The sequence below is a fragment of the Halomonas sp. HMF6819 genome (genome assembly GCF_044335525.1).
Lineage (GTDB): Bacteria > Pseudomonadota > Gammaproteobacteria > Pseudomonadales > Halomonadaceae > Vreelandella.
Genome location: NZ_JBIQVY010000003.1, coordinates 77,256 through 99,199, shown reverse-complemented (window position 1 = coordinate 99,199; position 21,944 = coordinate 77,256). Strand labels below are relative to the sequence as shown.

The 21,944-nt window shown below is 59.9% G+C and carries 22 protein-coding genes; 11 read left to right on the top strand and 11 right to left on the bottom strand.

All coding sequences use genetic code 11. From position 1 onward, the window contains the following. Nucleotides 1-20: 20 nt before the first annotated feature. Nucleotides 21-695, bottom strand: a complete 675-nt coding sequence (locus ACGLWX_RS10560; RefSeq protein WP_396239597.1) for a c-type cytochrome — start codon at nt 693-695, stop codon at nt 21-23. 14 nt (nt 696-709) lie between these two features. Here ACGLWX_RS10560 and ACGLWX_RS10555 point away from each other — a divergent pair, with 14 nt between their 5' ends. Then, nucleotides 710-955, top strand: a complete 246-nt coding sequence (locus ACGLWX_RS10555) for a hypothetical protein (protein WP_252107915.1) — start codon at nt 710-712, stop codon at nt 953-955. A gap of 69 nt (nt 956-1,024) precedes the next feature. Here ACGLWX_RS10555 and ACGLWX_RS10550 read toward each other — a convergent pair whose 3' ends face one another. Then, the gene (locus tag ACGLWX_RS10550; RefSeq protein WP_396239595.1) at nt 1,025-1,954 is read right to left on the bottom strand and encodes a GNAT family N-acetyltransferase; all 930 of its coding nucleotides are present in this window, start codon (nt 1,952-1,954) and stop codon (nt 1,025-1,027) included. A gap of 113 nt (nt 1,955-2,067) precedes the next feature. On the opposite strand from ACGLWX_RS10550, the gene ACGLWX_RS10545 reads away from it, so the two are divergent. From ACGLWX_RS10545 to ACGLWX_RS10510, 8 genes are all read left to right on the top strand, one after another. Continuing rightward, nucleotides 2,068-2,709 carry a thermostable hemolysin gene (locus tag ACGLWX_RS10545; protein ID WP_396239593.1) on the top strand — a complete coding sequence of 214 codons (642 nt, stop codon included), beginning with the start codon at nt 2,068-2,070 and terminating at the stop codon, nt 2,707-2,709. Further along, nucleotides 2,693-4,153: an AMP-binding protein gene (locus ACGLWX_RS10540; protein ID WP_396239591.1), complete on the top strand. Its 1,461-nt coding sequence runs from the start codon at nt 2,693-2,695 to the stop codon at nt 4,151-4,153. The genes ACGLWX_RS10545 and ACGLWX_RS10540 overlap by 17 nt, the downstream gene beginning before the upstream one ends. Then, nucleotides 4,150-4,845 carry a TenA family transcriptional regulator gene (locus ACGLWX_RS10535; RefSeq protein ID WP_252107901.1) on the top strand — a complete coding sequence of 232 codons (696 nt, stop codon included), beginning with the start codon at nt 4,150-4,152 and terminating at the stop codon, nt 4,843-4,845. The genes ACGLWX_RS10540 and ACGLWX_RS10535 overlap by 4 nt, the downstream gene beginning before the upstream one ends. Beyond that, entirely contained in the window at nt 4,829-5,656 is an 828-nt protein-coding gene (locus ACGLWX_RS10530) for an SDR family oxidoreductase (protein ID WP_396239589.1), read from the top strand. The genes ACGLWX_RS10535 and ACGLWX_RS10530 overlap by 17 nt, the downstream gene beginning before the upstream one ends. Further along, nucleotides 5,653-6,318, top strand: coding sequence for a hypothetical protein (locus ACGLWX_RS10525; protein WP_396239587.1), 666 nt, complete (start codon nt 5,653-5,655; stop codon nt 6,316-6,318). Before ACGLWX_RS10530 ends, ACGLWX_RS10525 begins: the two co-directional genes overlap by 4 nt. A gap of 9 nt (nt 6,319-6,327) precedes the next feature. Further along, nucleotides 6,328-7,005: a response regulator transcription factor gene (locus ACGLWX_RS10520; RefSeq protein ID WP_396239585.1), complete on the top strand. Its 678-nt coding sequence runs from the start codon at nt 6,328-6,330 to the stop codon at nt 7,003-7,005. Next, nucleotides 7,002-8,390: an ATP-binding protein gene (locus tag ACGLWX_RS10515; protein WP_252107893.1), complete on the top strand. Its 1,389-nt coding sequence runs from the start codon at nt 7,002-7,004 to the stop codon at nt 8,388-8,390. The genes ACGLWX_RS10520 and ACGLWX_RS10515 overlap by 4 nt, the downstream gene beginning before the upstream one ends. 98 nt (nt 8,391-8,488) lie before the next feature. Then, the gene (locus tag ACGLWX_RS10510) at nt 8,489-9,106 is read left to right on the top strand and encodes a CBS domain-containing protein (RefSeq protein ID WP_396239583.1); all 618 of its coding nucleotides are present in this window, start codon (nt 8,489-8,491) and stop codon (nt 9,104-9,106) included. Nucleotides 9,107-9,208: 102 nt separating this feature from the next. Here the strand turns inward: ACGLWX_RS10510 and nhaD are convergent, their stop codons facing one another. From nhaD to ACGLWX_RS10485, 5 genes are all read right to left on the bottom strand, one after another. Further along, nucleotides 9,209-10,675, bottom strand: a complete 1,467-nt coding sequence (nhaD, locus tag ACGLWX_RS10505; RefSeq protein WP_252107889.1) for a sodium:proton antiporter NhaD — start codon at nt 10,673-10,675, stop codon at nt 9,209-9,211. A gap of 142 nt (nt 10,676-10,817) precedes the next feature. Further along, the gene (gene glmS / locus ACGLWX_RS10500) at nt 10,818-12,644 is read right to left on the bottom strand and encodes a glutamine--fructose-6-phosphate transaminase (isomerizing) (RefSeq protein WP_396239581.1); all 1,827 of its coding nucleotides are present in this window, start codon (nt 12,642-12,644) and stop codon (nt 10,818-10,820) included. Between the two features lie 34 nt (nt 12,645-12,678). Next, nucleotides 12,679-14,046 carry a bifunctional UDP-N-acetylglucosamine diphosphorylase/glucosamine-1-phosphate N-acetyltransferase GlmU gene (glmU, locus tag ACGLWX_RS10495; RefSeq protein WP_396239579.1) on the bottom strand — a complete coding sequence of 456 codons (1,368 nt, stop codon included), beginning with the start codon at nt 14,044-14,046 and terminating at the stop codon, nt 12,679-12,681. Between the two features lies 1 nt (nt 14,047). Then, nucleotides 14,048-15,178, bottom strand: a complete 1,131-nt coding sequence (locus ACGLWX_RS10490) for an FAD:protein FMN transferase (RefSeq protein WP_252107884.1) — start codon at nt 15,176-15,178, stop codon at nt 14,048-14,050. Nucleotides 15,179-15,206: 28 nt separating this feature from the next. Further along, the gene (locus tag ACGLWX_RS10485) at nt 15,207-16,007 is read right to left on the bottom strand and encodes an undecaprenyl-diphosphate phosphatase (RefSeq protein WP_396239578.1); all 801 of its coding nucleotides are present in this window, start codon (nt 16,005-16,007) and stop codon (nt 15,207-15,209) included. Nucleotides 16,008-16,240: 233 nt separating this feature from the next. Here ACGLWX_RS10485 and ACGLWX_RS10480 point away from each other — a divergent pair, with 233 nt between their 5' ends. Continuing rightward, on the top strand, nt 16,241-16,375 hold the full coding sequence (locus ACGLWX_RS10480; RefSeq protein WP_396239576.1) for a hypothetical protein: 135 nt from the start codon (nt 16,241-16,243) through the stop codon (nt 16,373-16,375). Then, the gene (locus ACGLWX_RS10475; protein WP_396239574.1) at nt 16,360-17,553 is read left to right on the top strand and encodes a cation diffusion facilitator family transporter; all 1,194 of its coding nucleotides are present in this window, start codon (nt 16,360-16,362) and stop codon (nt 17,551-17,553) included. Before ACGLWX_RS10480 ends, ACGLWX_RS10475 begins: the two co-directional genes overlap by 16 nt. Nucleotides 17,554-17,562: 9 nt before the next feature. On the opposite strand, the gene mgtE is transcribed toward ACGLWX_RS10475, so the two are convergent. The 4 genes from mgtE to atpG form a co-directional block, all read right to left on the bottom strand. Next, nucleotides 17,563-18,948, bottom strand: a complete 1,386-nt coding sequence (mgtE, locus tag ACGLWX_RS10470) for a magnesium transporter (protein ID WP_396239572.1) — start codon at nt 18,946-18,948, stop codon at nt 17,563-17,565. Between the two features lie 154 nt (nt 18,949-19,102). After that, nucleotides 19,103-19,531 carry a F0F1 ATP synthase subunit epsilon gene (locus ACGLWX_RS10465; protein ID WP_396239570.1) on the bottom strand — a complete coding sequence of 143 codons (429 nt, stop codon included), beginning with the start codon at nt 19,529-19,531 and terminating at the stop codon, nt 19,103-19,105. Nucleotides 19,532-19,555: 24 nt separating this feature from the next. Then, nucleotides 19,556-20,935 carry a F0F1 ATP synthase subunit beta gene (gene atpD / locus ACGLWX_RS10460; protein ID WP_396239568.1) on the bottom strand — a complete coding sequence of 460 codons (1,380 nt, stop codon included), beginning with the start codon at nt 20,933-20,935 and terminating at the stop codon, nt 19,556-19,558. Nucleotides 20,936-21,002: 67 nt separating this feature from the next. After that, nucleotides 21,003-21,890, bottom strand: a complete 888-nt coding sequence (gene atpG / locus ACGLWX_RS10455) for a F0F1 ATP synthase subunit gamma (protein ID WP_396239566.1) — start codon at nt 21,888-21,890, stop codon at nt 21,003-21,005. Nucleotides 21,891-21,944 lie beyond the last annotated feature (54 nt).

The window sequence follows — 21,944 nt, the reverse complement described above, 5'->3', positions numbered from 1 at the left end:
GGATGGTTTGAAGGTGCGTCTTAGCGGGCGCGCTCGACCATGTAGTCCACCATCGCCTTGAGCTCGTCGTCGCTGGCGGTGCTTGCGCCCCGGGGCGGCATCACGCCCTTGCCTAGAATCACGCTTTGATAGAGCGTCTCGCGCCCCTGCTCCAGCCGCTCCCGCCAGGCGCTCGTGTCACCCAGTTTTGGCGAGCGAGCGATACCGGTGGCATGGCAGGTAGCGCAGCGCGCGCGGGCGTAGAGCGCCTCGCCGTCGAGACTGCGGTGATCGGCGCTTGAGCCTTCGCCGTTGGTGTCAGGCTCGGCATCGGCATCGTCAGAAACCGGTAGCGGCGCCTCGCCCTTGACACGTTCATCGGGGGCCTCGCTCTCTTCAGCCGGCGCCGCCATGACCGGCTCGACCAGATAGTGCGTGGCCGCGCGTATCTCGTCGTCGGTCAGATTGGGATTACCGCCGCGCGGCGGCATGGCGCCGATGCCGTCGATGGCGTGCTGCACCAGCGTCTCGACGTCCTGCTCCAGGCGTGCCGTCCAGTCGTCGCTGTCGCCACGAATCGGCGCGCCGGCCACGCCGGTTTGGTGACACGCCATACAGAGCCGATCATAGACCGCCTCGCCCTCTCCGGTCTCACCGGCCACGGCGACGCTTGTTAAAACGCCGAACACTACTGCCGCTACGCGCCTGACGCTCACCGTGGACTCCTTGTATGACACATCGCCCCGACCGGCCGAGGAACCAATGTCGGGGCGTGAAGAAATTGGGGAAAGCGGTCGCGAGCATTAGAGCGCCTATCGCCCAAAGCGTCGCGACCGGAGGCTGGCTCGAACGTCAAGCCACGCCGACACCGTCAGAAGATGAGCTTGAACACGCCCGTGAGCGTCAACAAACCGACGAGGAAGATAAATACGATAATACCGAGAATGATTTTCACCAGCGTTCCTCCATGAATTGAACAGTTGTCCTTGTGCGAACGCCCTCAGTATAGAGTAAAAAGGCGTTTTTCGAAGACCATTTGCCTTAGTTACGAAGGCTTACGCCACGCATAGAGCAACTGCTCGCTTTCACGCTCGAACCCGGCATTGAGGTACAGTTTGATCGCCGGGGCGTTCTGCGCATCGACGGTTAGACAAAGCTCACGGGCCCCAGCCTGAAACGCCAGCCGCATCGCCCGCTCTAAAAGCGCCCGGCCAAGCCCACGCCCGCGCCAGCCGGGCAATAACCCCATCAGTTGAAGCTCCCAGCGCGCGGGGCTTTGCGGCGCCAGCAGCAGCACGCCCGCCGTTACGCCCTCGTGAAGGATACGATACCAGTGCCTGGGGGCATCGGGAGCACCGGCGTAAAACCCCGACAGCAGCGTCTGTATCGGCAGCGCCTCGAGCAGCGCCGGACAGTCGAGCGAGCCGTCGCTAACGCCTTGCAATAAGCCAAGCTGCGCTTCGCGGCCAAGCGCGCCGAACGGAGCCACTTCAAGTGTTTCCGGCGTTGTTTTTGGCATTGTTTTTGACATTGCAGGCGGCGTTGAAAGCGCAACGCTCAGGTGCCAAAGCGCGGCCAGACGCTCCATGGCGCTTTTTACAAGCGCCGGCTCCCAATGGCTGTCACTTTCTCCAAGCGCCACGTGGCAAAGCGTGTATCCCTGCGCTTCGACCCACTGACGGGCATCGCTCAAAAGCGTGCCCAAACACTCGTGCTGAACACCGGGCAGCCAGAGCCGGGCGGTGTTGCCCTCCATGGGCTCGACCCATAGCGCCGTCTCGATGTGAGCACCTCGTTTGACGACTCTAAGCCCCTGCCAATCGACGTTTGGGGCGGCCTTCGCGCGCTCTAGAGCGCGCTGTAGATCGGTTTGATGGCTGGGGTCGTTGACCGCTGCAAGATGCAGCAGCGCTTCGCGGCGCTGGGAAAGCGGACATCGTTCAGCCTGTAGAAATGATCCATGTTCTGACGCCATTGATTCATCACCTTTCTTCATTGCCCGGCAAAAGCGGTAATAAATATTTAGCTGACTTAAGCCTGTGTTAAGCCACCCCCTCCAGAGTGTTTAAAAACACGATGGAGATACCGATGTCTCGCTTACGTTCACTCTCCCCTGACCCGTCGACGCTGCATTGGCATGAGGCGATCAGTTGGCAGGAAAAGACAGCGCTTAAACAGCTGATTAGAAAGCGCTTTGTTCTACAGCATAGTGCTCATATCCAGCATTTTTTACCTCGTCTTTTTGGGGTGTGGCAAGCCGATCAACCTCTGGCTGCAGTGGGTCTTCGCCTTGCCAGCAGCGGGCCACTCTTTTTGGAACGTTACCTGGATGGTCAAGCCGAAGAGATCCTCATGAAGCGCTTTCAGTCATCGCTTGTTCGTCAGGATATTGCTGAAATCGGCAACCTGGTCAGCTTGCGTCCTGGCTTGCAGCGTCAACTGTTTCTCTACCTGGCCTACCAATTGGCGGAAGAAGGCATCGCCTGGTTGCTGTTTACGGCAACGCCTGAAGTTGCCAATGGCCTACGCCGAATGGGCTTCGAGCCGCAGCCCATCATGCCGGCTGATCCTGAGCGGCTAGGCGATGAGTCGCACCTATGGGGGCGTTATTACAAGCATCGTCCTTGGGTCATGGCAGGGGACCTTCGTTACGCCATACAGATGCTCCAGACCCGATTAGAAGTGGCTGAAACCGCCGTCGAAGAGGTGTTGCATGCACGTATTGCCTAATGCGCTGATGAAGCGGATCGAATACCACGCCCATCATACCCCCCAGCGTATCGCCCTCAGCGATGGCGAGCAGCACCTCTCGTACAAGGCTGTCATGCAGCACATTGCTCAACGGCGCCAACGCTTGCGCGAGGTCGGTGCGCAACGCGTGGCGTTGGCGCTGGATAACGGACTGGAGTGGGCTCTGTGGGATTTGGCTCTCATGATGGAAGCACGTGTGGCGGTGCCTATTCCTGATTTTTTCAGTGACACGCAGCGTCGTCATATCGTTCAACAGGCAGGAATTGACAGCTGGATTGGCCAGGGTAGCGAAACGTTTAGCTTTCGGCCCACCAGTGATACAGCCATCTGCCAGCGTCGCGTCGACCACGTGCCCGCGTTACATGAAGGCACTACACGGATCACTTTTACCTCAGGCACTAGCGGCTCCCCCAAGGGGGTGTGTCTGGATAATGAGGCGCTGCTGACCGTTACCGAAAGCCTCGCGGCGGTAGTGGCCCCGCTCGATATCCGCCGCCATTTGGCCATGCTGCCTCTTTCCACACTCCTGGAAAATATCGGTGGGCTTTATTTACCGCTATGGCTTGGCGCTTGTAGCGTGCTGCCTGGCATGGCATCGCTAGGTTGGCAGGGAGCCAGCGGCTTCGACGCTACTGTTGCACTGAAGGCTATCGCCTACTACCAGCCTCATAGCATGATTTTAGTCCCGCAACTGCTGCAAGCGTTAGTGAACCACTCCCCACTCGCACCTACTGGCCTGCGCTTTGTCGCGGTAGGTGGGGCACCGGTGGCCAACACCTTGCTCACCCATGCTCAACAGGGCGGCTGGCCGGTCTTCGAAGGCTACGGTTTATCGGAGTGTTCCTCGGTGGTGTGTCTTAACCGTCCAGGCGAGCAACGCCAGGGAGTCGGTCGCCCACTCGCCCATGCGCGCCTGCGTATCGATGGCGAAGGTCAACTGCACGTTAGCGGTGCCCTGATGCTGGGCTACCTGGGTGAGCCTGCGTGTGGCGAATGGCACGCCACGGGAGATACCGGTGAGTGGCAAGACGAGTCCATCGCGCTCAATGGTCGCCAGCGAGACGTCTTCATTACGGCCTATGGCCGTAATGTCAATCCGCAATGGGTAGAGAGCGAGCTTTGCACGCAGTCTGCGATTGCTCAAGCCATGGTCTACGGCGAGGCGCTGCCCGCCAATCGCGCGCTAATCGTTCCCACATCGGCTCAGCATACCGATGCACAGCTCGACGCCGCCATCCAGGCCGTCAATCGCCAGCTACCCGACTACGCCCAAGTACACGAGTGGCAGCGTACCCCCCCTTTTACTCCAAATAACCAGCAACTGACCGCCAATGGCCGCCTACGTCGCGACAAGCTACTCAAGGCCTATGGACACTGGTTACAAAGCACGGCCCCCTACTCTACGAAAGGAGCAACACAATGACTGCTTACCAACAGCTGCAAAGCGCAACGGAAGAAGCACGTACCTGGTTACTGAGCACGCCTATCGTCGGCCGTGCCTTGGCAGGCAACGTGACCCTTGAGGAGTATCTTGCATTTCTCGGTCAGGCATACCATCACGTACGCTTTACCGTTCCACTCATGATGGCCTGTGGTGCGCGGCTACCCGAGCGCCTTGGCTGGCTGCGCACGGCCTTGGTGGAGTACATCGAAGAGGAGCACGGTCACGAGCAGTGGATTCTGGACGACATCCGCGAGGCGGGTGGCGATCCCCGTGCTGCCGCTGATGCGATGCCCGACCCCGCTACACGCCTGATGGTGGCCTGGATTCGTGATTCGATCGAGCATGGTAACCCAGTCGCGTTCTTCGGCATGGTGCAGGTACTGGAAGGTACGAGCACGGCGCTGGCGACCCAAGCTGCCGAGAAGCTTCAGGCCAGCCTAGCGCTACCTGACAATGCTGTTCGCTACCTGACCTCACACGGCAGCCTGGATATTGGCCACTTGGCCTTTTTCGAAGAGCAGATAAATCAGCTAGGGGAAGAGGATCTTGCCGCAGTGATCGATAGCGCCAATATGTTCTACCGCTTATACGGCGCGATGTTCAGGGGCATTGAAGCACGCTATGCGCAACAAAGTACGATAGAGGAAGTTAGTCATGCGCTGGTTTGGTAAACGCGTTTTTCTTGGCGGTTGGGCGGCACAACGCGTGCTGATCACCGGTGCCAGCGGCGGCATCGGACATGCGCTCGCTGAGGCCTTGGCGAAGCGAGGCGCCCAAGTGCTCATCAGTGGGCGAAATCAGGAGGTGCTATCTGCACTGGCCAACCGCTATCCTGATCATGTCGTCGCCGTCAGCGCCGACTTGACCAATGCAGAAGATCGCAGTCGCTTGGTCAATGCCGCGCGTATGGCGGAATGCAACATGCTGATCAATGCTGCCGGCAGCAATCAGCAGGGCTTTTTCGATACCGCCAGCGATCACGATATCGAACAGCTCATCGCCATTAACTTGACCGCTACGCTGCAACTCACTCGAGCTCTTCTTCCACAGCTGATGACCTACCCTCGGGCGATGATCATCACCCTCGGCTCGACCTTCGGGCAGTTGGGTTATCCCGGACAAGTCACCTACTGCGCAACCAAGTTCGCCCTGCGTGGCTTCAGTCAGGCGCTGCGCCGTGAGCTAGCCGATACCCGTGTACGCGTGATGTACATCGCTCCAAGAGCGACACGCACCGCCATGAACTCCCCACAGACCGAGGCGCTCAACGCGGCACTTGGAAATGCCGTCGATGCACCGGATGCCGTCGCTTTGGCCATTGTCGATGCGGTGGAACAGCAACGTGAGGAGTTGCAGATCGGTCTGCCGGAACGCTTTTTCACTCGTCTTAACACGCTCTGGCCAAGCGCCGTTGACCGCGCGCTCTTACGTCAACTGCCGGTCATTCGCCGATTTATGACGTCCAAGGAGTCTGTATCATGATCCAGTCAGCATCCAGGGTGCTACGCACCACGCTATTGGCGAGCGCCATTGCCTTGATCAGCCTGCCTGGTTTCGCCAGTGAGGGCGATAGTACGGCAATCGCCACCTCGCTTGCCGAGCTACAAAACCGTTGGGCAGAAATCAATTATACGCTGCCACCCGCCGAACAGGAGGCCGCTTTCAGTCACCTGGGCGACCGTGCCGAACAACTGGTCGGGCGCTATCCCGACGCCGCCGAGCTGCATATATGGGCCGGCATCATTCGTTCGACAGAGGCGGGGGCTCGTGGCGGGCTGAGCGCATTGGGATTGGTGAAGGAGGCTAAAAAGGAGCTTGAAACCGCGTTGGAATTGGATCCGCTGGCACTCGATGGCTCGGCCTATACGAGTCTGGGTGCGCTCTATTATCAAGTTCCCGGCTGGCCTATCGGCTTTGGTGACGACGAAAAAGCCGAATGGTATCTGCAGCGAGCGCTTGCGATTAATCCCGATGGGATCGACAGTCTTTACTTCTGGGGTGACTATTTACACGAGCAAGGCCGCGATGTAGAGGCACATCAGGTATTGGAAAGAGCCCTGGTGGCACCGTCTCGCTCTGGTCGCGAACTTGCAGATGATGGCCGCCGTGACGATATTCGTCAGTTAATGTCAGAACTTCAATAGGAAGGACTCATGCGCATCTTGCTGGTAGAGGATGACCCAAGTTTGGCCTCGGGCATCCGCTTGGCTTTGAAGCCTGAACACTACACGGTGGATCATCTAAGCGACGGTGCTACCGCTTTGAATGCGCTTAAAGAGAAGGAACCATTCGATGCCGTGATTCTTGATCTGGGTCTGCCCGGTATGGATGGCATGACGGTATTGAACGCAGCCCGGCGCCATGGAAGCCAAGTGCCTATTCTGGTGTTGACGGCCCGCGATGCAGTGAACGACCGCATCGCGGGGCTGGATGCAGGCGCCGACGACTATTTGACCAAACCCTTCGAAGTGGCCGAGTTGAAAGCTCGACTACGCGCATTAATGCGCCGCAGCCAAGGTCAAGTCAGCAGTATATTGAGTTGTCGCGGTATTCAACTGGACCCCCATACCCTGAACGTTAGTTATCGGGGGCAAGATATCGGTCTTACGCGTCGTGAGTTGACCCTGCTTCAGGAGTTCATGAGCCATCCTGGCCGAGTATTTACCCGCGATACCTTGACCCGCTTGGTCTACGGCTGGGACGAGGACGTCGAAAGCAATGCCATTGAAGTCCACATCCATCACTTACGTCGCAAGTTATTCACCGACGTCATCCGAACGGTACGTGGTATTGGTTATGTCATGGATAAACCGCCAAAGGATGACACATGACGTCTATACGCCAACGCACCCTAGGACTGGTACTACTCGTGTTCGGCGCCAGTATGTTAGTGATCGGTTTTATCAGTTATCGCTACGCTGCCCATGAAGTAGAGGAACTTTATGACGCCAGTTTGGCGCAAAATGCCCGTTTGCTGGAAGGCTTTTTGCAGGCTCCGCTGTCCGGCGCGGATCGTACGGTGCTGTTGAGTAGCCTGGAAAACGCCCTGGAACGCGCTCGTCAATCCGACAAGCGTTTTGCTGGCCACCGCTATGAGAGCAAACTGGCCTTTCAACTATGGGAAGATGACCGGCTGCTTTTGCGCTCCGCGACAGCCCCTGAAACACCGATTTCCCAACAGACCACGGGCTACTCGACGCTAACCGTGAAAGGATACGATTGGCGGATGTATGTTCTGAATGTGCCCAATTCCTCAAAGCGCTTGATAGTTAGCGAGCGCGAAGACGTAAGAGGTGAATTAATCAGAGCAGTAGCACTTCGAACTCTATTGCCCGACCTGATTGGTCTGCCACTCCTTGTTATTCTGCTGTGGTGGTCCATTGGTTGGGGGCTGGCCCCACTATCCCGTATGGCCGAGCAGATACGCAGTCGTGATGCACATAATTTGCAACCGTTGACGCTAAGTCGGTTACCCCAGGAACTGGATACGATCGCTGGTGCGCTTAACCGCTTACTGGAGCGTATTCGTCTTATGCGCGTTCGCGAGAAGCGCTTCATTGCCGATGCCGCCCATGAGCTTCGCACGCCCTTGGCAGTACTTGACCTGCATGCCCAGAATGCATTGACTGCCGGCAATTTTGAAGATCGCCAGGAAGCGCTCTTTCATTTGCGCGGAGGTGTTGCCCGAGCCACACGCCTGGTTACCCAGCTATTAACGCTGGCGCGTCTGGAGCCTGAAGAGGAACCTCAGCTCGAGTACCGCTCTACCAACATACTCAGTGAAGTGCGTGAAACGCTAGCCAAGCTTTCACCCTTGGCCGCAGAGCGCCAACAGCAGCTACTATTAGACGCGGATGAGAAAGCACAATGGTTGAATCTGCAAGAACCCGGTGCGATCGAAACCCTGATACAAAATCTGGTCGGCAATGCCATTCAGCACTCGCCTAACCAGAGTACTATTAGCATCTCTCTGTCGGCCACGCCTCAAGGTTTTCAGCTCATAGTGGATGATCAGGGGCCCGGTATACCAGCCGACGAGCGTCATAAAGTGATTGAGCGATTTCAACGTTCAGGCCCTAGCGCCGGGTCTGGGTTAGGGCTTTCAATCGTTGAGCGACTGGTTATTCGCCATGGCGGTACATTACAGTTAGGTGATGCTCCCAGCGGCGGGTTACGCGTTGACGTAATGCTCAAGCGTCATGCATTCTCAGAATAGTTTTTTATCCCCTTAAGGTTCTGATAAGAATTAGCTGCAAATCTTAAGTTACGAAACAGGCTTGGCTGCTTGATCACCCTTACACTAGAGGTACCGCCATGAATCTGATGGTTCGCAAACCCAAACCCCTTGTCCAGTTCGGCCAAACCCCGTTTCTGACCACGCCCGCCGTGAAAGAACTGATCCCGGACAGCCCGGCTATCGAGCTTCTGACCGATTTCAAACAGATCGCCCCGCAGTCGGTGGCCTCGGATATGCCGATCAACGACGCGCACCTAAAAATGCGTCATGGCGGTGTTCGGCTGTTGTTCGTGATCGACCCGGAAGGCCACTGCATCGGCGTACTGACCTCCAAGGAAGTGATCGGCACTCGCCGCGTGAACCTGGCAATGCAGCAGCGCCAGATCGACCGCGAGGAAGTCACCGCCGAAATGATCATGACGCCCTGGGAGAAGCTCAGCGCCATGCCGCTGGAGCACCTGGAATCCTTGAGCATTCAGGACCTAATTCTCTCCATGGAGAGCTTTACCGAGCAGCACCTCTTGATCACCGAGCAAAACCCCGAGCACGAGCTGAGCGTTCGTGGTTTGATCTCGGTGACCGATATTCAAAATGCCATCGGCAAGGGCGCGAACAGCAAGGTATCGAGCTCCGCCATCCCGATGGCCAGCAGCTTCGCCGATATCTGTCAGGTCATCACCGGCCACGATCTGTAGGATCCGCCAGTTTTGCCAAACAAATTTGCCGAACAAAAAAACCGCCCTCATTCGAGGGCGGTTTTCGTTTGGCTAAACGCCATACGTCTAACGCTTGCGAGCCTAGAACAGCGACGCGTTGATCAACAGATGCGCGCCGATACTCGCGGCGTAGCCGAGCAAAATGGCCGGCACCCAGCGTAGATGCACCGCAAAGGTGTAGATGCCGCGGGCTTGGCCCATCAGCGCCACACCCGCCGCCGAGCCCATGGAGAGCAGGCTTCCGCCCACGCCGGCGGTCAGGGTGATCAACAGCCAGTTGCCCTCGGACATGTCCGGTGCCATGGAGAGTACGGCGAACATGACCGGAATGTTATCCACCACCGCCGAGATCAGCCCCAGTACCACGTTGGCCCAAACCGGGTTCCAGCCGCCGTAGAGCGTCTCGGAGAGAAGCGCGAGATAGCCCATGAAGCCCAAACCGCCGACACACAGCACGACCCCGTAGAAGAACAGCAGCGTATCCCACTCCGAACGGGCGATACGGCTGAAAATATCGAAGGGCACGACGCTTCCCAGCTGCTCAAGCTTTTTCCAGTCGCCGCGGCGCGAGTAGCGCTCACGCTTGCGCTCGAGCGAGCGCGGCAGGCTCCGGCGCAGGTAGTAGCCGAAGAACTGCAAAAGCCCGAGACCGAACATCATGCCCATCGCTGGCGGCAGGTAGAGCACCGAATGGCACAGTACCGAGATCGCCACGGTCAGCAGGAAAAGCGCGATGATGCGCCGTGAGCCTCGCTTGAGCCAGACGTTTTCGGTGAGTGCGGCGGGCTGACGGTTCTGAATGAAGAAGTTCATGATGGTGGCGGGCACCATGAAGTTGATGATCGCCGGCACCAGCAGCACGAAAAAGCCCATGAACGGCACCTGACCACCCTGCCACACCATCAGCGTGGTGATATCGCCAAACGGGCTGAAGGCACCGCCGGCATTGGAGGCGACCACCACGTTGACACAGCAAAGGCCAATGAACTTGTTATCGCCTTCGGCGACCTTGAGTACCACCGCGCACATCAGCATCGCCGTGGTCATGTTGTTGGCGATCGACGAAATGAAGAAGGCGAGAAAACCGGTGATCCAGAAAAGGCTGCGGTAGCTAAACCCCTTGCGCACGAGCCAGGCGCGCAGCGCGTCGAACACCCGGCGCTCCTCGAGGGCGTTGATATACGTCATCGCCACCAGCAGGAACAGCAGAAGCTCGGTATATTCCAAAAGTGTTTCGCGAAACGCCTCTTCCGAGGCCTCGGGAATGCCTGCCTGCACGTAAACCCAGGCCACGATCGCCCAGATCAGCCCCGCCGCGACCAGCACGGGCTTGGACTTGCGCATGTGGATGATTTCTTCGGACATCACCAACGCGTAGGCGAGGATGAACAGCAAAACGGCGGTGATACCGGCAGCGGACGTGGTTAGATCGATGGGGCCGGGGGCGGCGAAGGCGAGCGAGGGAAAAGCGAGAAGCACAAACGAAATCAACAGCCAGGCACCCCGGCGGTTGGAGCACCGGGCTGCGAGGGCGTTTGATGGAGTCATGGCGGCGAGATCCTGGGCGTTTAGGTGGAGAGACACCGCCGAATGATAAGCACACTAATGACGTGTTGCAACGCAGCGGTTGCGCATACGATGCGACAATTGACCGCGTCTTGCAAAGCCCAATTTGTGAATCTTTGCAACGTTATTCGACGGTGACGCTTTTGGCCAGGTTACGCGGCTGGTCGACGTCGGTGCCCTTGAGTACCGCCACGTGATAGCTCAGAAGCTGCAGCGGTAACGTGTAGAGAAGCGGCGCCAGCGCTTCGTGCACGTGGGGCAGCGTCAGCACCTCGATGCCTTCTTCGGGCTTGATGCCCACGTTCTCGTCGGCAAAGACGAACAACTGACCGCCGCGGGCGCGCACTTCCTGCAGGTTCGACTTGAGCTTCTCGAGCAGGTCGTCGTTGGGCGCCACTGAAATTACCGGCATTTCGCTGTCTACCAGCGCAAGCGGCCCGTGCTTGAGTTCGCCGGCCGGGTACGCCTCGGCGTGGATGTAGGAGATTTCCTTGAGCTTGAGCGCGCCTTCCAACGCCACCGGGTAGTGGGCGCCGCGACCTAAAAAGAGCGCGTGGTGCTTCTCGGCAAAGGCCTGGGAGAGGGTCTCGATCTGGCTATCCAGCGCCAGCACCTGCTGGCAGAGCTCGGGCAGCGTACGCAGCACCTCGACGATATCGCGGTAGTCGCCCCGCTCTTTGACCTTCGCCACCGACAGCGTCAGCAGCATCAGCGCCACCAGTTGCGTGGTGAACGCCTTGGTCGAGGCCACGCCGATCTCCGGGCCGGCACGGGTCATCAGCGCCACGTCGGATTCGCGCACCAGCGAGCTTCCCGGCACGTTGCAGATCGCAAGGGTTCCCACATAGCCAAGCGTTTTGGCAAAGCGCAGCGCCGCCATGGTGTCCGCGGTTTCGCCGGACTGGGAGAGCGTGACGAACAGTGTGTCCTCCGGCACCACCGGACAGCGGTAGCGATACTCCGAGGCCACTTCCACCTGAACCGGCACGCCGGCGTAGCGCTCGAGCCAGTAGCGCGCGACCATGCCGGCATGATAGCTCGTACCGCAGGCGACGATATGGATCTGGCGCGTGGCCTTGAACAGCGACAGCGCCTCGGGCCCGAAGCTTTCGACCAGCACACTGTCGGCGCTCAGGCGCCCTTCCAGCGCCGCGCTGATCAGCCCGGGCTGCTCGAAGATCTCCTTGAGCATGTAGTGGCGGTATTCGCCCTTGCTCGCCGCGCCGTCGCCGTGCTCGAAGGTTTGAACCGGGCGATCGACGGATTGCCCGTCGCGGTCGACCACCTCAATCTCGCCGCGCTCGCGCAGCACCACCAGATCGCCCTCTTCGAGATAGATGAAGCGGTCGGTCACCGGCAAAAGCGCCATCGGGTCCGAAGCGAGAAACGCCTCGTCGATGCCCACGCCGACCACCAGGGGACTTCCCTGGCGGGCGCCGATCACCACGTTCGGCTCCGCTGCGCACACCACGCCCAGTGCGTAGGCGCCGCCAAGCTGAGCGACGATTTGCCGGGTCGCCTCATAAAGGCTGGCGCCGCCCTCGACCCGCTCGTCGAGCAAGTGAGCGATCACTTCGGTATCGGTTTGCGACTGGAACGTGTAGCCGTCGCCTTCGAGGCGGTGCTTGATCGACTCGAAGTTTTCGATGATGCCGTTATGCACCACGGCGACCCGGTCGCTGCTATGGTGCGGGTGGGCGTTGGCCTCGACGGGCGTGCCGTGGGTGGCCCAGCGGGTGTGGGCAATGCCGAAGGTGCCGGGCAGTGGCTCGCGCTCGAGTTTTTGTGCCAGTGCGGCCACCTTGCCGACCGCGCGGTGGCGGTTTAGCTGACCGCCGTTTGGCACCGTCATGCCGGCGGAGTCATAGCCCCGGTACTCCAGGCGCTTAAGACCTTCCAGCAAAATTTCCTGTACGTTGCGCTGTGCAACCGCTGCGACGATGCCACACATGATTCACTCCTGGGCGTTTTGGGCAGTAAAAGGTTTATGACGTTTTCTTGGCCGGACGTGACCAGGGCGTTTTCTGGGTTTGCTGGCTGCGTGCCAGCGCCAGCGAGTGGCCATCGACATCGCGCGTCACCGTCGAGCCGGCGCCGACCGTAGCGCCCGCGCCGATCAGCACCGGAGCGACAAGAGCACTGTTGGAGCCGATGAACGCATCGTCCTCGATAACGGTTTGATGCTTGTTGGCGCCATCGTAATTGCAGGTGATCACCCCAGCGCCCACGTTCACACCGCGGCCCAAGCGCGCATCGCCTACGTAACTCAAATGATTGATTTTACTGCCTTCACCGACTTCGGCGTTTTTGGTCTCGACGAAGTTGCCAATTTTGGCTCCCCGCGCCAGCCGCGTTCCCGGGCGTAGCCGGGCGAAGGGGCCGATCTGGTTATCGCCAGCCCCTACGGTATCCTCAACCACACTATGGCTGTCAATCGTACTATCGGGGCCAAGGGTGCTGTTTTTAATCACACTGTAGGGCCCAACGCGTACGCCTTTTTCCAGGCGTACCTTTCCTTCGAACACGCAGCCCACATCGATGAACACGTCCTCGCCGCAGGTGAGCGAGCCGCGCACGTCCAGCCGTGCCGGGTCCGCCAGCGCTACGCCCTGCTCCATCAACGCCTCGGCAAGCTGAGACTGATAGGCGCGCTCGAGCCGCGCCATCTGGGCGCGATTGTTGATGCCTTCGACCTCGAGGGCGCTTTGTGGCTGGGCGGTGCAGACCCGGGTGCCCTCGTTACTTGCAAGCTCGATCACATCGGTCAGGTAGTACTCGCCCTGGGCGTTTTGGTCCGAGAGCTTCGGCAGCCAGCGCGAAAGCTGCTCGCTGGTCATCGCCATGATGCCAGTGTTGCACTCGGTGATGGCGAGCTCGTCGCGGCTGGCGTCCTTTTGCTCGACGATGGCCACCGCCTCGCCCTGCTCATTGCGCTTGATGCGCCCGTAGCCGGTGGGATCAGAAAGCGTGACTGTCAAAAGCCCCATGTGGGTATCGTCGACCTGGTCGAGCAGCGCGCGCAGGGTGTCGGTCTGGATCAAGGGCACGTCGCCATAAAGCACCAGCACCTTGCCGCTTCCCCACTGCGATTGGGCTTGGGCGACGGCGTGGCCGGTGCCCTTCTGCTCGGCCTGAACGGCGAAGCTCACGTTCTGGCCTTCGAGCGCGTCGCGCAGCTGGTCTGCGCCGTGGCCGATCACCACGTGGGTACGCGTGGGCGAAAGCGCAAAGGCGCTGTCCAGTACGTGCTGGACCAGAGGTTTGCCGGCAAGCGTATGAAGCACCTTGGGCGTTTGCGAGCGCATTCTCGAGCCCTTACCAGCGGCGAGAATGACGATATCGAGTTCTTGCACGTTATTCACCTGTTGCGGCGGGTGTCGTCTCGGCGTTCCATACATCGACGCCGAGCGTTTGAAGAAGGTCTTCACCGAAGTAGTCGACGAAGGCAGGACTCGCCACGCTCTGCCACTGCCCTTCGTCGTCGTTGACGAGCATCAGCACGCTCAGGTCGTTGTCGACGGCCATCTGCATGCCGACGTCCTCGCCCACCACCGAAAGCGCGGTAGCCCAGGCATCCGCCCAGGCGTTCGACGGATGGAACACCGATACAGAAGCCAGGCTGTGGGTGACCGGGCGCCCGGTGCGCGGGTCCAGGGTATGGGCGTAGCGCTGCCCGTCCACTTCGAAGTAGTTGCGGTAATCGCCGGAGGTAGCCACCGACAGCGTCTCCAGCGGAATGATGTGCTGCGCCTGGGGGCGGCCGTCCCGGGGCACTTCGATGCCGATGCGCCAAGGCTCCTGCTCGGCGGCAACGCGGTGGCCGCGGGCGATCAGGTCTCCGCCCAGGTTGACCAGGTAGTTGTCGATGCCTTCCTTGTCGAGATACGCCGCGACCCGGTCCGTTGCATGGCCTTTGGCCACCCCGGAGAGATCGACGAAAACGTCGCGCACGCGCCGCGCCTGCATTTTCTGCGTATCCACCTCGACGGCATCGAAGCCGATGCGCGCCAGGCGCTCCTCGAGTTCCTGGTCGGAAGGAACTTCCTGGGGCCGCGCCTCGGGGCCGAAACTCCAAAGATTGACCAGTTCCCCAACGGTGATATCAAAGGCGCCGTTGCTCGTCTCGGCCACCGACTGGCTGATTGCCATCACTTCGATCAGCTCGTTGGAGAGCGGCTGCCACTCGTCGAGCGGGGCACCGTTGAAGGCGATCAGCTCCGAGTCGTCGCGGTAGGTGGACATCGCCTGATCGACATCCTCGAGCTCGGCGAGAATGCCCTCCTCGAGCGCCTGTGACTCGCCCTGGGTGAGCGGATCGGCGATGGTGACCTGGTAGAACGTGCCGAAGATACCGCCCTCCAGGCGTACGGGCGAGTCGAGCGGCCGGTCGTTTTCCGAGCAGCCCGCCAACAGGCCTAGTGCCAGTAGCAGCACAAGAGGAAGGTAGCGCGCGGTTCGGTTCGCGCTCGGCGAAGTCATGTTCATGCAAGATCCCTTCGAAAACGCTGGGCGACTAAAAGTAAAAGAACCATAAAAGCCAAAGGCCAAATAATACGCGATAAATCACGAAGGGTTGCATGCTCAACTTTCTAATCACCGCTAAAAAGTAGTGAATACAGAGATAGGCGCTGACGCCGGAGAGCAGGGTCGCCCAAAACATGGCGGTGACGTCGACCGATACTGGCGCGCTGATCAACTTGAAAGTTTCGAGCCCGCCGGCCAGTACGATCACGGGAATGGAGAGTAGAAACGAAAAGCGCGAAGCCCCCTCACGGCCCATGCCCACCATCAGCGCGGCGGTAATCGTGATGCCTGAACGCGAGGTGCCGGGGATGAGCGCAAGCACTTGAGCGGCGCCGATGATAAGCGCATCTTTTAGGCGCATGTCGTACTCCGAGCGCTCACCGCGCTTTTTCATGTCGGCGTAGCCCAACAGCAGCCCAAACACGATAAGACTCACGGCAATGACTGATGTCGAGCGCATGTTCGCCTCGACAATGTCTTGAAGCACAAACCCAACGGCGCACACCGGAAGGGTTGCCACCACCACCCAAAGCGCCAGCGTTGCGTCCCGATTGATGCCTTTGCCGCCCAAAGTGGCGAACGTACTGGTCACCATCTGCCAAAGCTCGCGGCGAAAATAGAGCACCACCGCGCTGAGACTACCCAGATGCAGCGCAACGTCGAACGCCAAGCCCTGGTCGTCCCACTCGGTCAAAACGGGCACTAAAATGAGATGAGCCGAACTCGAAACGGGTAGGAACTCGGTCAACCCCTGCACGACCGCCAGCACGACTACTTGAAGCCAATCCATGAATAATCCTGTTCGTATTAAGTTATTCGGGTCCTGTGCGAAAAGCGCGGGCGCTCGCCGGCTTTTCACACAGGACCTCTTCGATGTGGCCCTGAACGGTTTGCAAGAATACACATCCTCTCGATATTTGTCCGCTTTGTAACATCAAGTGAACAAACGTTCAGGGGTATGGATGAAGCTGCGATGCGCTACAATAGTGCCCTATTGATCGTGCAAGCCCCGGCAGGGAACCCATGTCTGAGACCGTAGAATCGCCAGTGGTTCAACACCACGCGCTCGACCATCAAAAAGCCAAGCGGGTGACCTACGTGGGCGCCTGGCTCGACGCGCTTTTAAGCATCGTCAAAAACCCATGTCTGAGACCGTAGAATCGCCAGTGGTTCAACACCACGCGCTCGACCATCAAAAAGCCAAGCGGGTGACCTACGTGGGCGCCTGGCTCGACGCGCTTTTAAGCATCGTCAAAGTGGCGGTTGGCTATCTGGTCGGCTCGGCGGCGCTGATTGCCGACGGCATCCACTCGCTCTCCGATCTGGTCACCGACGGCTTCGTGCTCACGGCCATCCACTACGGCCGCCAAGGGCCGGATGATGACCACCACTACGGCCACGGGCGCATCGAAACGCTAACCACGCTGCTGCTGGGCAGTATCCTGATTTTCGTTGCCGGGGCAATCGCTTGGTCGAGCGTCGACAGGCTTTTAAGCGGCGAAGGCGTCAACGCGCCGGGAGCGGTGGCGATCGCCATCACCGTGGCCGCGCTTTTGAGCAAGGAGTGGATCTTTCGCTACACCATGCGCGTGGCGAAGGAGGTGAAGTCGAAGCTTTTGGAAGCCAACGCCTGGCACTCGCGAAGCGACGCGCTCTCCACCGCCGTGGTGCTGGTAGCGCTTCTGGGCGCGCAGTTCGGCGCCGGCTGGCTGGACGCCGTTGCCGCCGTGGTGGTCGGGCTTCTGGTCGGCAAGGTGGGCTGGGATCTTCTGTGGCAATCCGCCCGCGAGCTCGTCGATACCGCACTGCCCGAGGAGGTGCAGCGCCAGATGCACGACGTGGCCTGCAGCGTACCCGGCGTGGACAGCGTGCACGACCTGCGCACGCGCCAGTCCGCGGGCTGGGTGATGGTCGATCTGCATGTCGTGGTGGGGCCGACGATCACCGTCTCGGAAGCCCACGAGATCGGTAACGAAGTGAGCCGCCGACTGCGCCACGAATTTCCGCTGCTCACCGACGTGATCTTCCATATCGACCCGGAAGACGACGCCGGCGAAGGCGACCCGAGTAAGCTGCCGGGCCTGCCGCTGCGCCCGGAGGTCGAAGCCGCCCTCGACGAGCGCTGGTACGCGCACCCGGTGTGGCGCACCTTAAGCGACTTGCAGCTTCACTACCTGGACAACAAGGTGTCGGTATCGCTGATCATCAGCGACCCGGTGCACCAGCCGCCCCAGTGTCTGGCCAGCCAGCTCAAGGCGATGGCCGGCGACATCGAGTGGCTGGGCCACGTCGAGATTCTCTTCATCACCCGGGCGGCGAGCAGCGCCCTGCGTTAAACCGGGCGGCTAGTTGACGCTGACCAGCACGGCGGTGGCGATGCTGAAGTAGATCAAGACGCCCGTGGCGTCGATCAGCGTAGTCACCAGCGGTGCCGAGGCCGTGGCCGGGTCGACCTTGAAGCGCTCGAGCACGAAGGGCAGGCACATGCCGATCAGGCTGCCAAACAGCACGATCACCACCATACTCAGCGCAACGATTCCCGCTACCGCCTCGCCGCCGCGCATGATGCCGATCGGCGCCACCGCAATCGCCATGGTCAGGCCCAGAGAGCCGGCCACCAAAAGCTCCCGGCCGAGCATCTTGCTCCAATCCTTGACCCCGACATCCCCGGTCGCCATCCCGCGCACCATCAGCGTCGCGGCCTGAGCGCCGGCATTGCCGCCACTGCCGATCAAAAGCGGCAAAAAGAACACCAGCGCCACTTGAGCGGCGATCACGTCCTCGAAGTAGGCGATGCCCGCCCCGGAGAAGAGATTGGCGAACACCAGCAGCACCAGCCAGGTCACACGTTTGCGATAAAGGCTCCAAAGCGGCACCCGACTCACGCCATCTTCGAGCTGGCCGATCGACATCCCCTTGTGGATATCCTCGGTCGCCTCGGACTCCGCCACGTCCATCGCATCATCGTGGGTAACGATCCCTACCATCCGGCCATCATGGTCGATCACCGGCAGCGCCAGCAGATCGTAGCGGGCGACCACGCGAGCGACGTCCTCCTGGGCGCGGTCCACGACGGTGCTGATCACATCCTTGATCATGATGTCGTCGACCACCGCGCCCGGGCGCGCCACCATCAGCTGGCGCAGCGACATGGTGCCGATCAGCTCGCCATCGCTATCCAGCACGTAAAGCTGATAGACCGTCTCCGCGTCCGGCGCGGTCTGGCGCACGCGCATCAGCGCTTGGGAGACCGTCATGCCGCTGGTGATCGCGACGTAGTCCGAGGTCATGATGGCGCCGGCAGTACCCTGCTCATAGCTTGCCAGGCGCTTTAGATCCTCGCGCTCCTGGTGGGCCATGCGCCGCAGCAGCGCCTCGCGGCGATCCTCACCCAGCAGGTTGAATAGATCCGCCCGCTCATCCGAGCCCATCTCTTCGAGCAGTTTCAGTACCTGGGTGTCAGAGAGCTCGCCAACGACTTCGAGCTGGCTTTCACCGGGCAGGTAGCCCAGCACGTTGGCAGCGCGCTCCGGTGAGAGAATATCGAGGATGGCGATCGCTGCCGGCAGCCGCTCGTCATCCTCGATAAGCTCCTCGAGCACCTCGCCGATATCTGCCGAGCGAATTTCCGCCAGCCGCCCGGCGAGCAGGTCCCGGCGCACCGGGTTGGCGTTGAGCGCGTCCAGAAGCGCCGCTTTCAGTGCCTGCAGGGTTTCATCGTTTAGCGACATCGTTATTTCCTCTACTAAACCCAGTGGGCAGGATGAAGGGTGAGCGTGCGTTTTGACGCGGCGCATAGGCGACTATAGTAGCAGAGAAAAAAAACGCTCCCTGAACCCGATGGGCTCAAGGAGCGTTTTCGTCGCGTGAAGGGCGTCGTTCTTTCTAGCCCTTGCCCGCCTTCTTGCGCAGCTGCTGGATCGTACGCAGCTGGGCCACTGCTTCGGCAAGCTCTGCCGAGGCGCGCGTGTAGTCGAGCTCGGCAGACTTGTCGTTGAAGGCTTTTAGCGCTTCTTCCCGCGCCTGTTCGGCGGCGGCTTCGTCAAGGTCGCTTGCCCGCGTGGCGGCATCGGCCAGGATGGTCACGTGGTCCGGCTGGACCTCCATGAAGCCCCCGGACACAAAGAAGTGATCTTCCTTGCCACCGTCGTGAAACACGCGAACCGGCCCGGGCTGTAGCTCGGTCAAAAGCGGAGCGTGCCCCGGCAGAATACCGAGATCGCCCATGACGCCGGCCGCCACCACCATCTCGATGGTTCCCGAGAAGATCGAGTCTTCGGCGCTGACGATATTGCAAGTGAAGCTATTCGCCATAGCGAATCCCCCTATTGAACGGGATTACTTCTTCATCTGGTTGGCTTTTTCGACCGCTTCGTCGATAGAGCCGACCATGTAGAAGGCCTGTTCGGGCAGATCGTCATAATCGCCGTCGAGAATGCCCTGGAAGCCTTTGATCGTGTCTTTCAGCGACACGTATTTGCCCGGCGAGCCAGTGAACACCTCGGCCACGAAGAACGGCTGCGACAGGAAACGCTGGATCTTACGCGCCCGGGCAACGGCCAGCTTGTCTTCGTCCGACAGCTCGTCCATACCCAGAATGGCGATGATATCCTTGAGTTCCTTGTAGCGCTGCAGAACCCCCTGAACACCGCGGGCGATGTTGTAGTGTTCATCACCGACGACCAGCGGGTCGAGCTGACGCGAGGTAGAATCCAGCGGGTCGATGGCCGGATAGATACCTAGCTCGGCGATAGAACGCGACAGAGATACCGTGGCATCCAGGTGAGCGAACGTCGTGGCCGGCGACGGGTCGGTCATATCGTCGGCGGGTACGTATACGGCCTGAACAGACGTGATAGAGCCTGTTTTGGTCGAGGTGATACGTTCCTGCAGAACGCCCATCTCTTCGGCCAGTGTCGGCTGGTAACCTACCGCAGACGGCATACGGCCCAGGAGTGCCGATACTTCGGTACCCGCCAGGGTGTAGCGGTAAATGTTATCGACGAACAGCAGAACGTCACGGCCTTCGTCACGGAATTTCTCCGCGATGGTAAGGCCAGTCAGCGCTACGCGCAGACGGTTACCCGGCGGCTCGTTCATCTGACCATACACCAGCGATACCTTATCGATAACGTTGGATTCGGTCATCTCGTGATAGAAGTCGTTACCCTCACGCGTACGCTCACCCACACCGGCGAATACGGAGTAGCCGCTGTGCTCGGTGGCGATGTTGCGAATAAGCTCCATCATATTGACGGTTTTACCCACACCCGCGCCGCCAAACAGGCCGACCTTACCGCCCTTGGCGAACGGGCAAACCAGGTCGATGACCTTGATACCGGTCTCCAGCAGCTCGCCAGAAGCAGCCTGCTCGGCATAGGTCGGTGGCTTGCGGTGGATCGGCATACGCTCGGTTTCACCGATCTCGCCGGCTTCGTCGATCGGCTCGCCGAGCACGTTCATGATCCGGCCCAGCGTCTCTTTACCGACCGGCACGGAGATTGCGGCCCCTGTGTTGGTCACGTCCAGATTACGCTTGAGACCCTCGGTGGAGCCCATGGCGATGGTGCGCACCACGCCGTCGCCCAGCTGCTGCTGGACTTCGAGGATGGTCTCTTTATCGGAGACTTTCAGCGCGTCGTAGACCTTGGGCACAGAGTCCCGCGGAAACTCTACGTCAATCACCGCGCCGATGATTTGTACGATACGTCCGCTCATCTTGGTTCCTCTTTAAAACCTGCAAATGAAACCTGTCTGCCTTGAGCCGGCGAGCGGCTCTAAGGCGTTATACGGCTGAGGCGCCGCCGACAATCTCGGAAATTTCCTGGGTAATGGCGGCCTGACGGGCCTTGTTGTAGACCATCTGCAGATCGTCGATCAAATTACCCGCGTTGTCGGTCGCGCTCTTCATGGCGATCATTCGGGCGGCCTGCTCGCACGCACCGTTTTCGACGACCGCCTGATACACCTGGGATTCGATAAAGCGAATCAGCAGGCTGTCCAGCAACGCCTTGGCATCCGGTTCATACAGGTAGTCCCAACTTCCGGGACGGGCGTTTTCTTCGTTGTCATGTCCGGCGTCCTCACCCATGTCGGATGAGAGCGGCAGGAGCTGACGAACCACCGGCTTTTGCGTCATGGTGTTGACGAATTCGTTGTACACCACGTATAGACGATCAAGACGGCCTTCGTCGTACGCTTCGAGCATGACCTTGACACTACCGATCAGACCCTCGACGGTCGGCTTTTCACCCAACCCGCTTTTCGCCGCAACCAGGTTGCCGCCGTACTTGCGGAAAAAGGTGTTGGCCTTTGAGCCCAGGGCGCAGAAGTCCAGCTCAGCGCCTTCCTCTCTCCAGGCGGCGGCGTCTTTCAGCACGGCCTTGAAGAGGTTGACGTTCAAACCGCCGCACAGACCGCGATCGGTGGACACCACGATGTAACCAACGCGCTTCACCTTGCGCTCGACCATGTAGTCGTGCTTGTACTCGGGATTGGCGTCAGCGATGTGGCCGACCACGTTACGAATCTGTCGTGCGTAGGGCTGGCCAGCCTTCATCAGATCTTGTGCTTTACGCATTTTCGACGCAGCAACCATTTCCATGGCGCTGGTGATTTTCTGCGTATTTTTGATGCTCCCGATCTGGGTGCGTATCTCTTTTGCAGCTGCCATAGCGATCTACCCTTCGTTCGTGGCTCTCAAAAAGGCGTGAAGCCCGCCCGCAGG

Coding starts and splice junctions, on each gene's coding strand:
- ACGLWX_RS10555 (WP_252107915.1), top strand. CDS start 710: ATGACACATCGCCCCGACCGGCCGAGGAACCAATGTCGGGGCGTGAAG.
- ACGLWX_RS10550 (WP_396239595.1), bottom strand. CDS start 1,954: ATGGCGTCAGAACATGGATCATTTCTACAGGCTGAACGATGTCCGCTT.
- ACGLWX_RS10545 (WP_396239593.1), top strand. CDS start 2,068: ATGTCTCGCTTACGTTCACTCTCCCCTGACCCGTCGACGCTGCATTGG.
- ACGLWX_RS10540 (WP_396239591.1), top strand. CDS start 2,693: ATGCACGTATTGCCTAATGCGCTGATGAAGCGGATCGAATACCACGCC.
- ACGLWX_RS10535 (WP_252107901.1), top strand. CDS start 4,150: ATGACTGCTTACCAACAGCTGCAAAGCGCAACGGAAGAAGCACGTACC.
- ACGLWX_RS10530 (WP_396239589.1), top strand. CDS start 4,829: ATGCGCTGGTTTGGTAAACGCGTTTTTCTTGGCGGTTGGGCGGCACAA.
- ACGLWX_RS10525 (WP_396239587.1), top strand. CDS start 5,653: ATGATCCAGTCAGCATCCAGGGTGCTACGCACCACGCTATTGGCGAGC.
- ACGLWX_RS10520 (WP_396239585.1), top strand. CDS start 6,328: ATGCGCATCTTGCTGGTAGAGGATGACCCAAGTTTGGCCTCGGGCATC.
- ACGLWX_RS10515 (WP_252107893.1), top strand. CDS start 7,002: ATGACGTCTATACGCCAACGCACCCTAGGACTGGTACTACTCGTGTTC.
- ACGLWX_RS10510 (WP_396239583.1), top strand. CDS start 8,489: ATGAATCTGATGGTTCGCAAACCCAAACCCCTTGTCCAGTTCGGCCAA.
- nhaD (WP_252107889.1), bottom strand. CDS start 10,675: ATGACTCCATCAAACGCCCTCGCAGCCCGGTGCTCCAACCGCCGGGGT.
- glmS (WP_396239581.1), bottom strand. CDS start 12,644: ATGTGTGGCATCGTCGCAGCGGTTGCACAGCGCAACGTACAGGAAATT.
- ACGLWX_RS10490 (WP_252107884.1), bottom strand. CDS start 15,178: ATGAACATGACTTCGCCGAGCGCGAACCGAACCGCGCGCTACCTTCCT.
- ACGLWX_RS10485 (WP_396239578.1), bottom strand. CDS start 16,007: ATGGATTGGCTTCAAGTAGTCGTGCTGGCGGTCGTGCAGGGGTTGACC.
- ACGLWX_RS10480 (WP_396239576.1), top strand. CDS start 16,241: ATGTCTGAGACCGTAGAATCGCCAGTGGTTCAACACCACGCGCTCGAC.
- ACGLWX_RS10475 (WP_396239574.1), top strand. CDS start 16,360: ATGTCTGAGACCGTAGAATCGCCAGTGGTTCAACACCACGCGCTCGAC.
- mgtE (WP_396239572.1), bottom strand. CDS start 18,948: ATGTCGCTAAACGATGAAACCCTGCAGGCACTGAAAGCGGCGCTTCTG.
- ACGLWX_RS10465 (WP_396239570.1), bottom strand. CDS start 19,531: ATGGCGAATAGCTTCACTTGCAATATCGTCAGCGCCGAAGACTCGATC.
- atpD (WP_396239568.1), bottom strand. CDS start 20,935: ATGAGCGGACGTATCGTACAAATCATCGGCGCGGTGATTGACGTAGAG.
- atpG (WP_396239566.1), bottom strand. CDS start 21,890: ATGGCAGCTGCAAAAGAGATACGCACCCAGATCGGGAGCATCAAAAAT.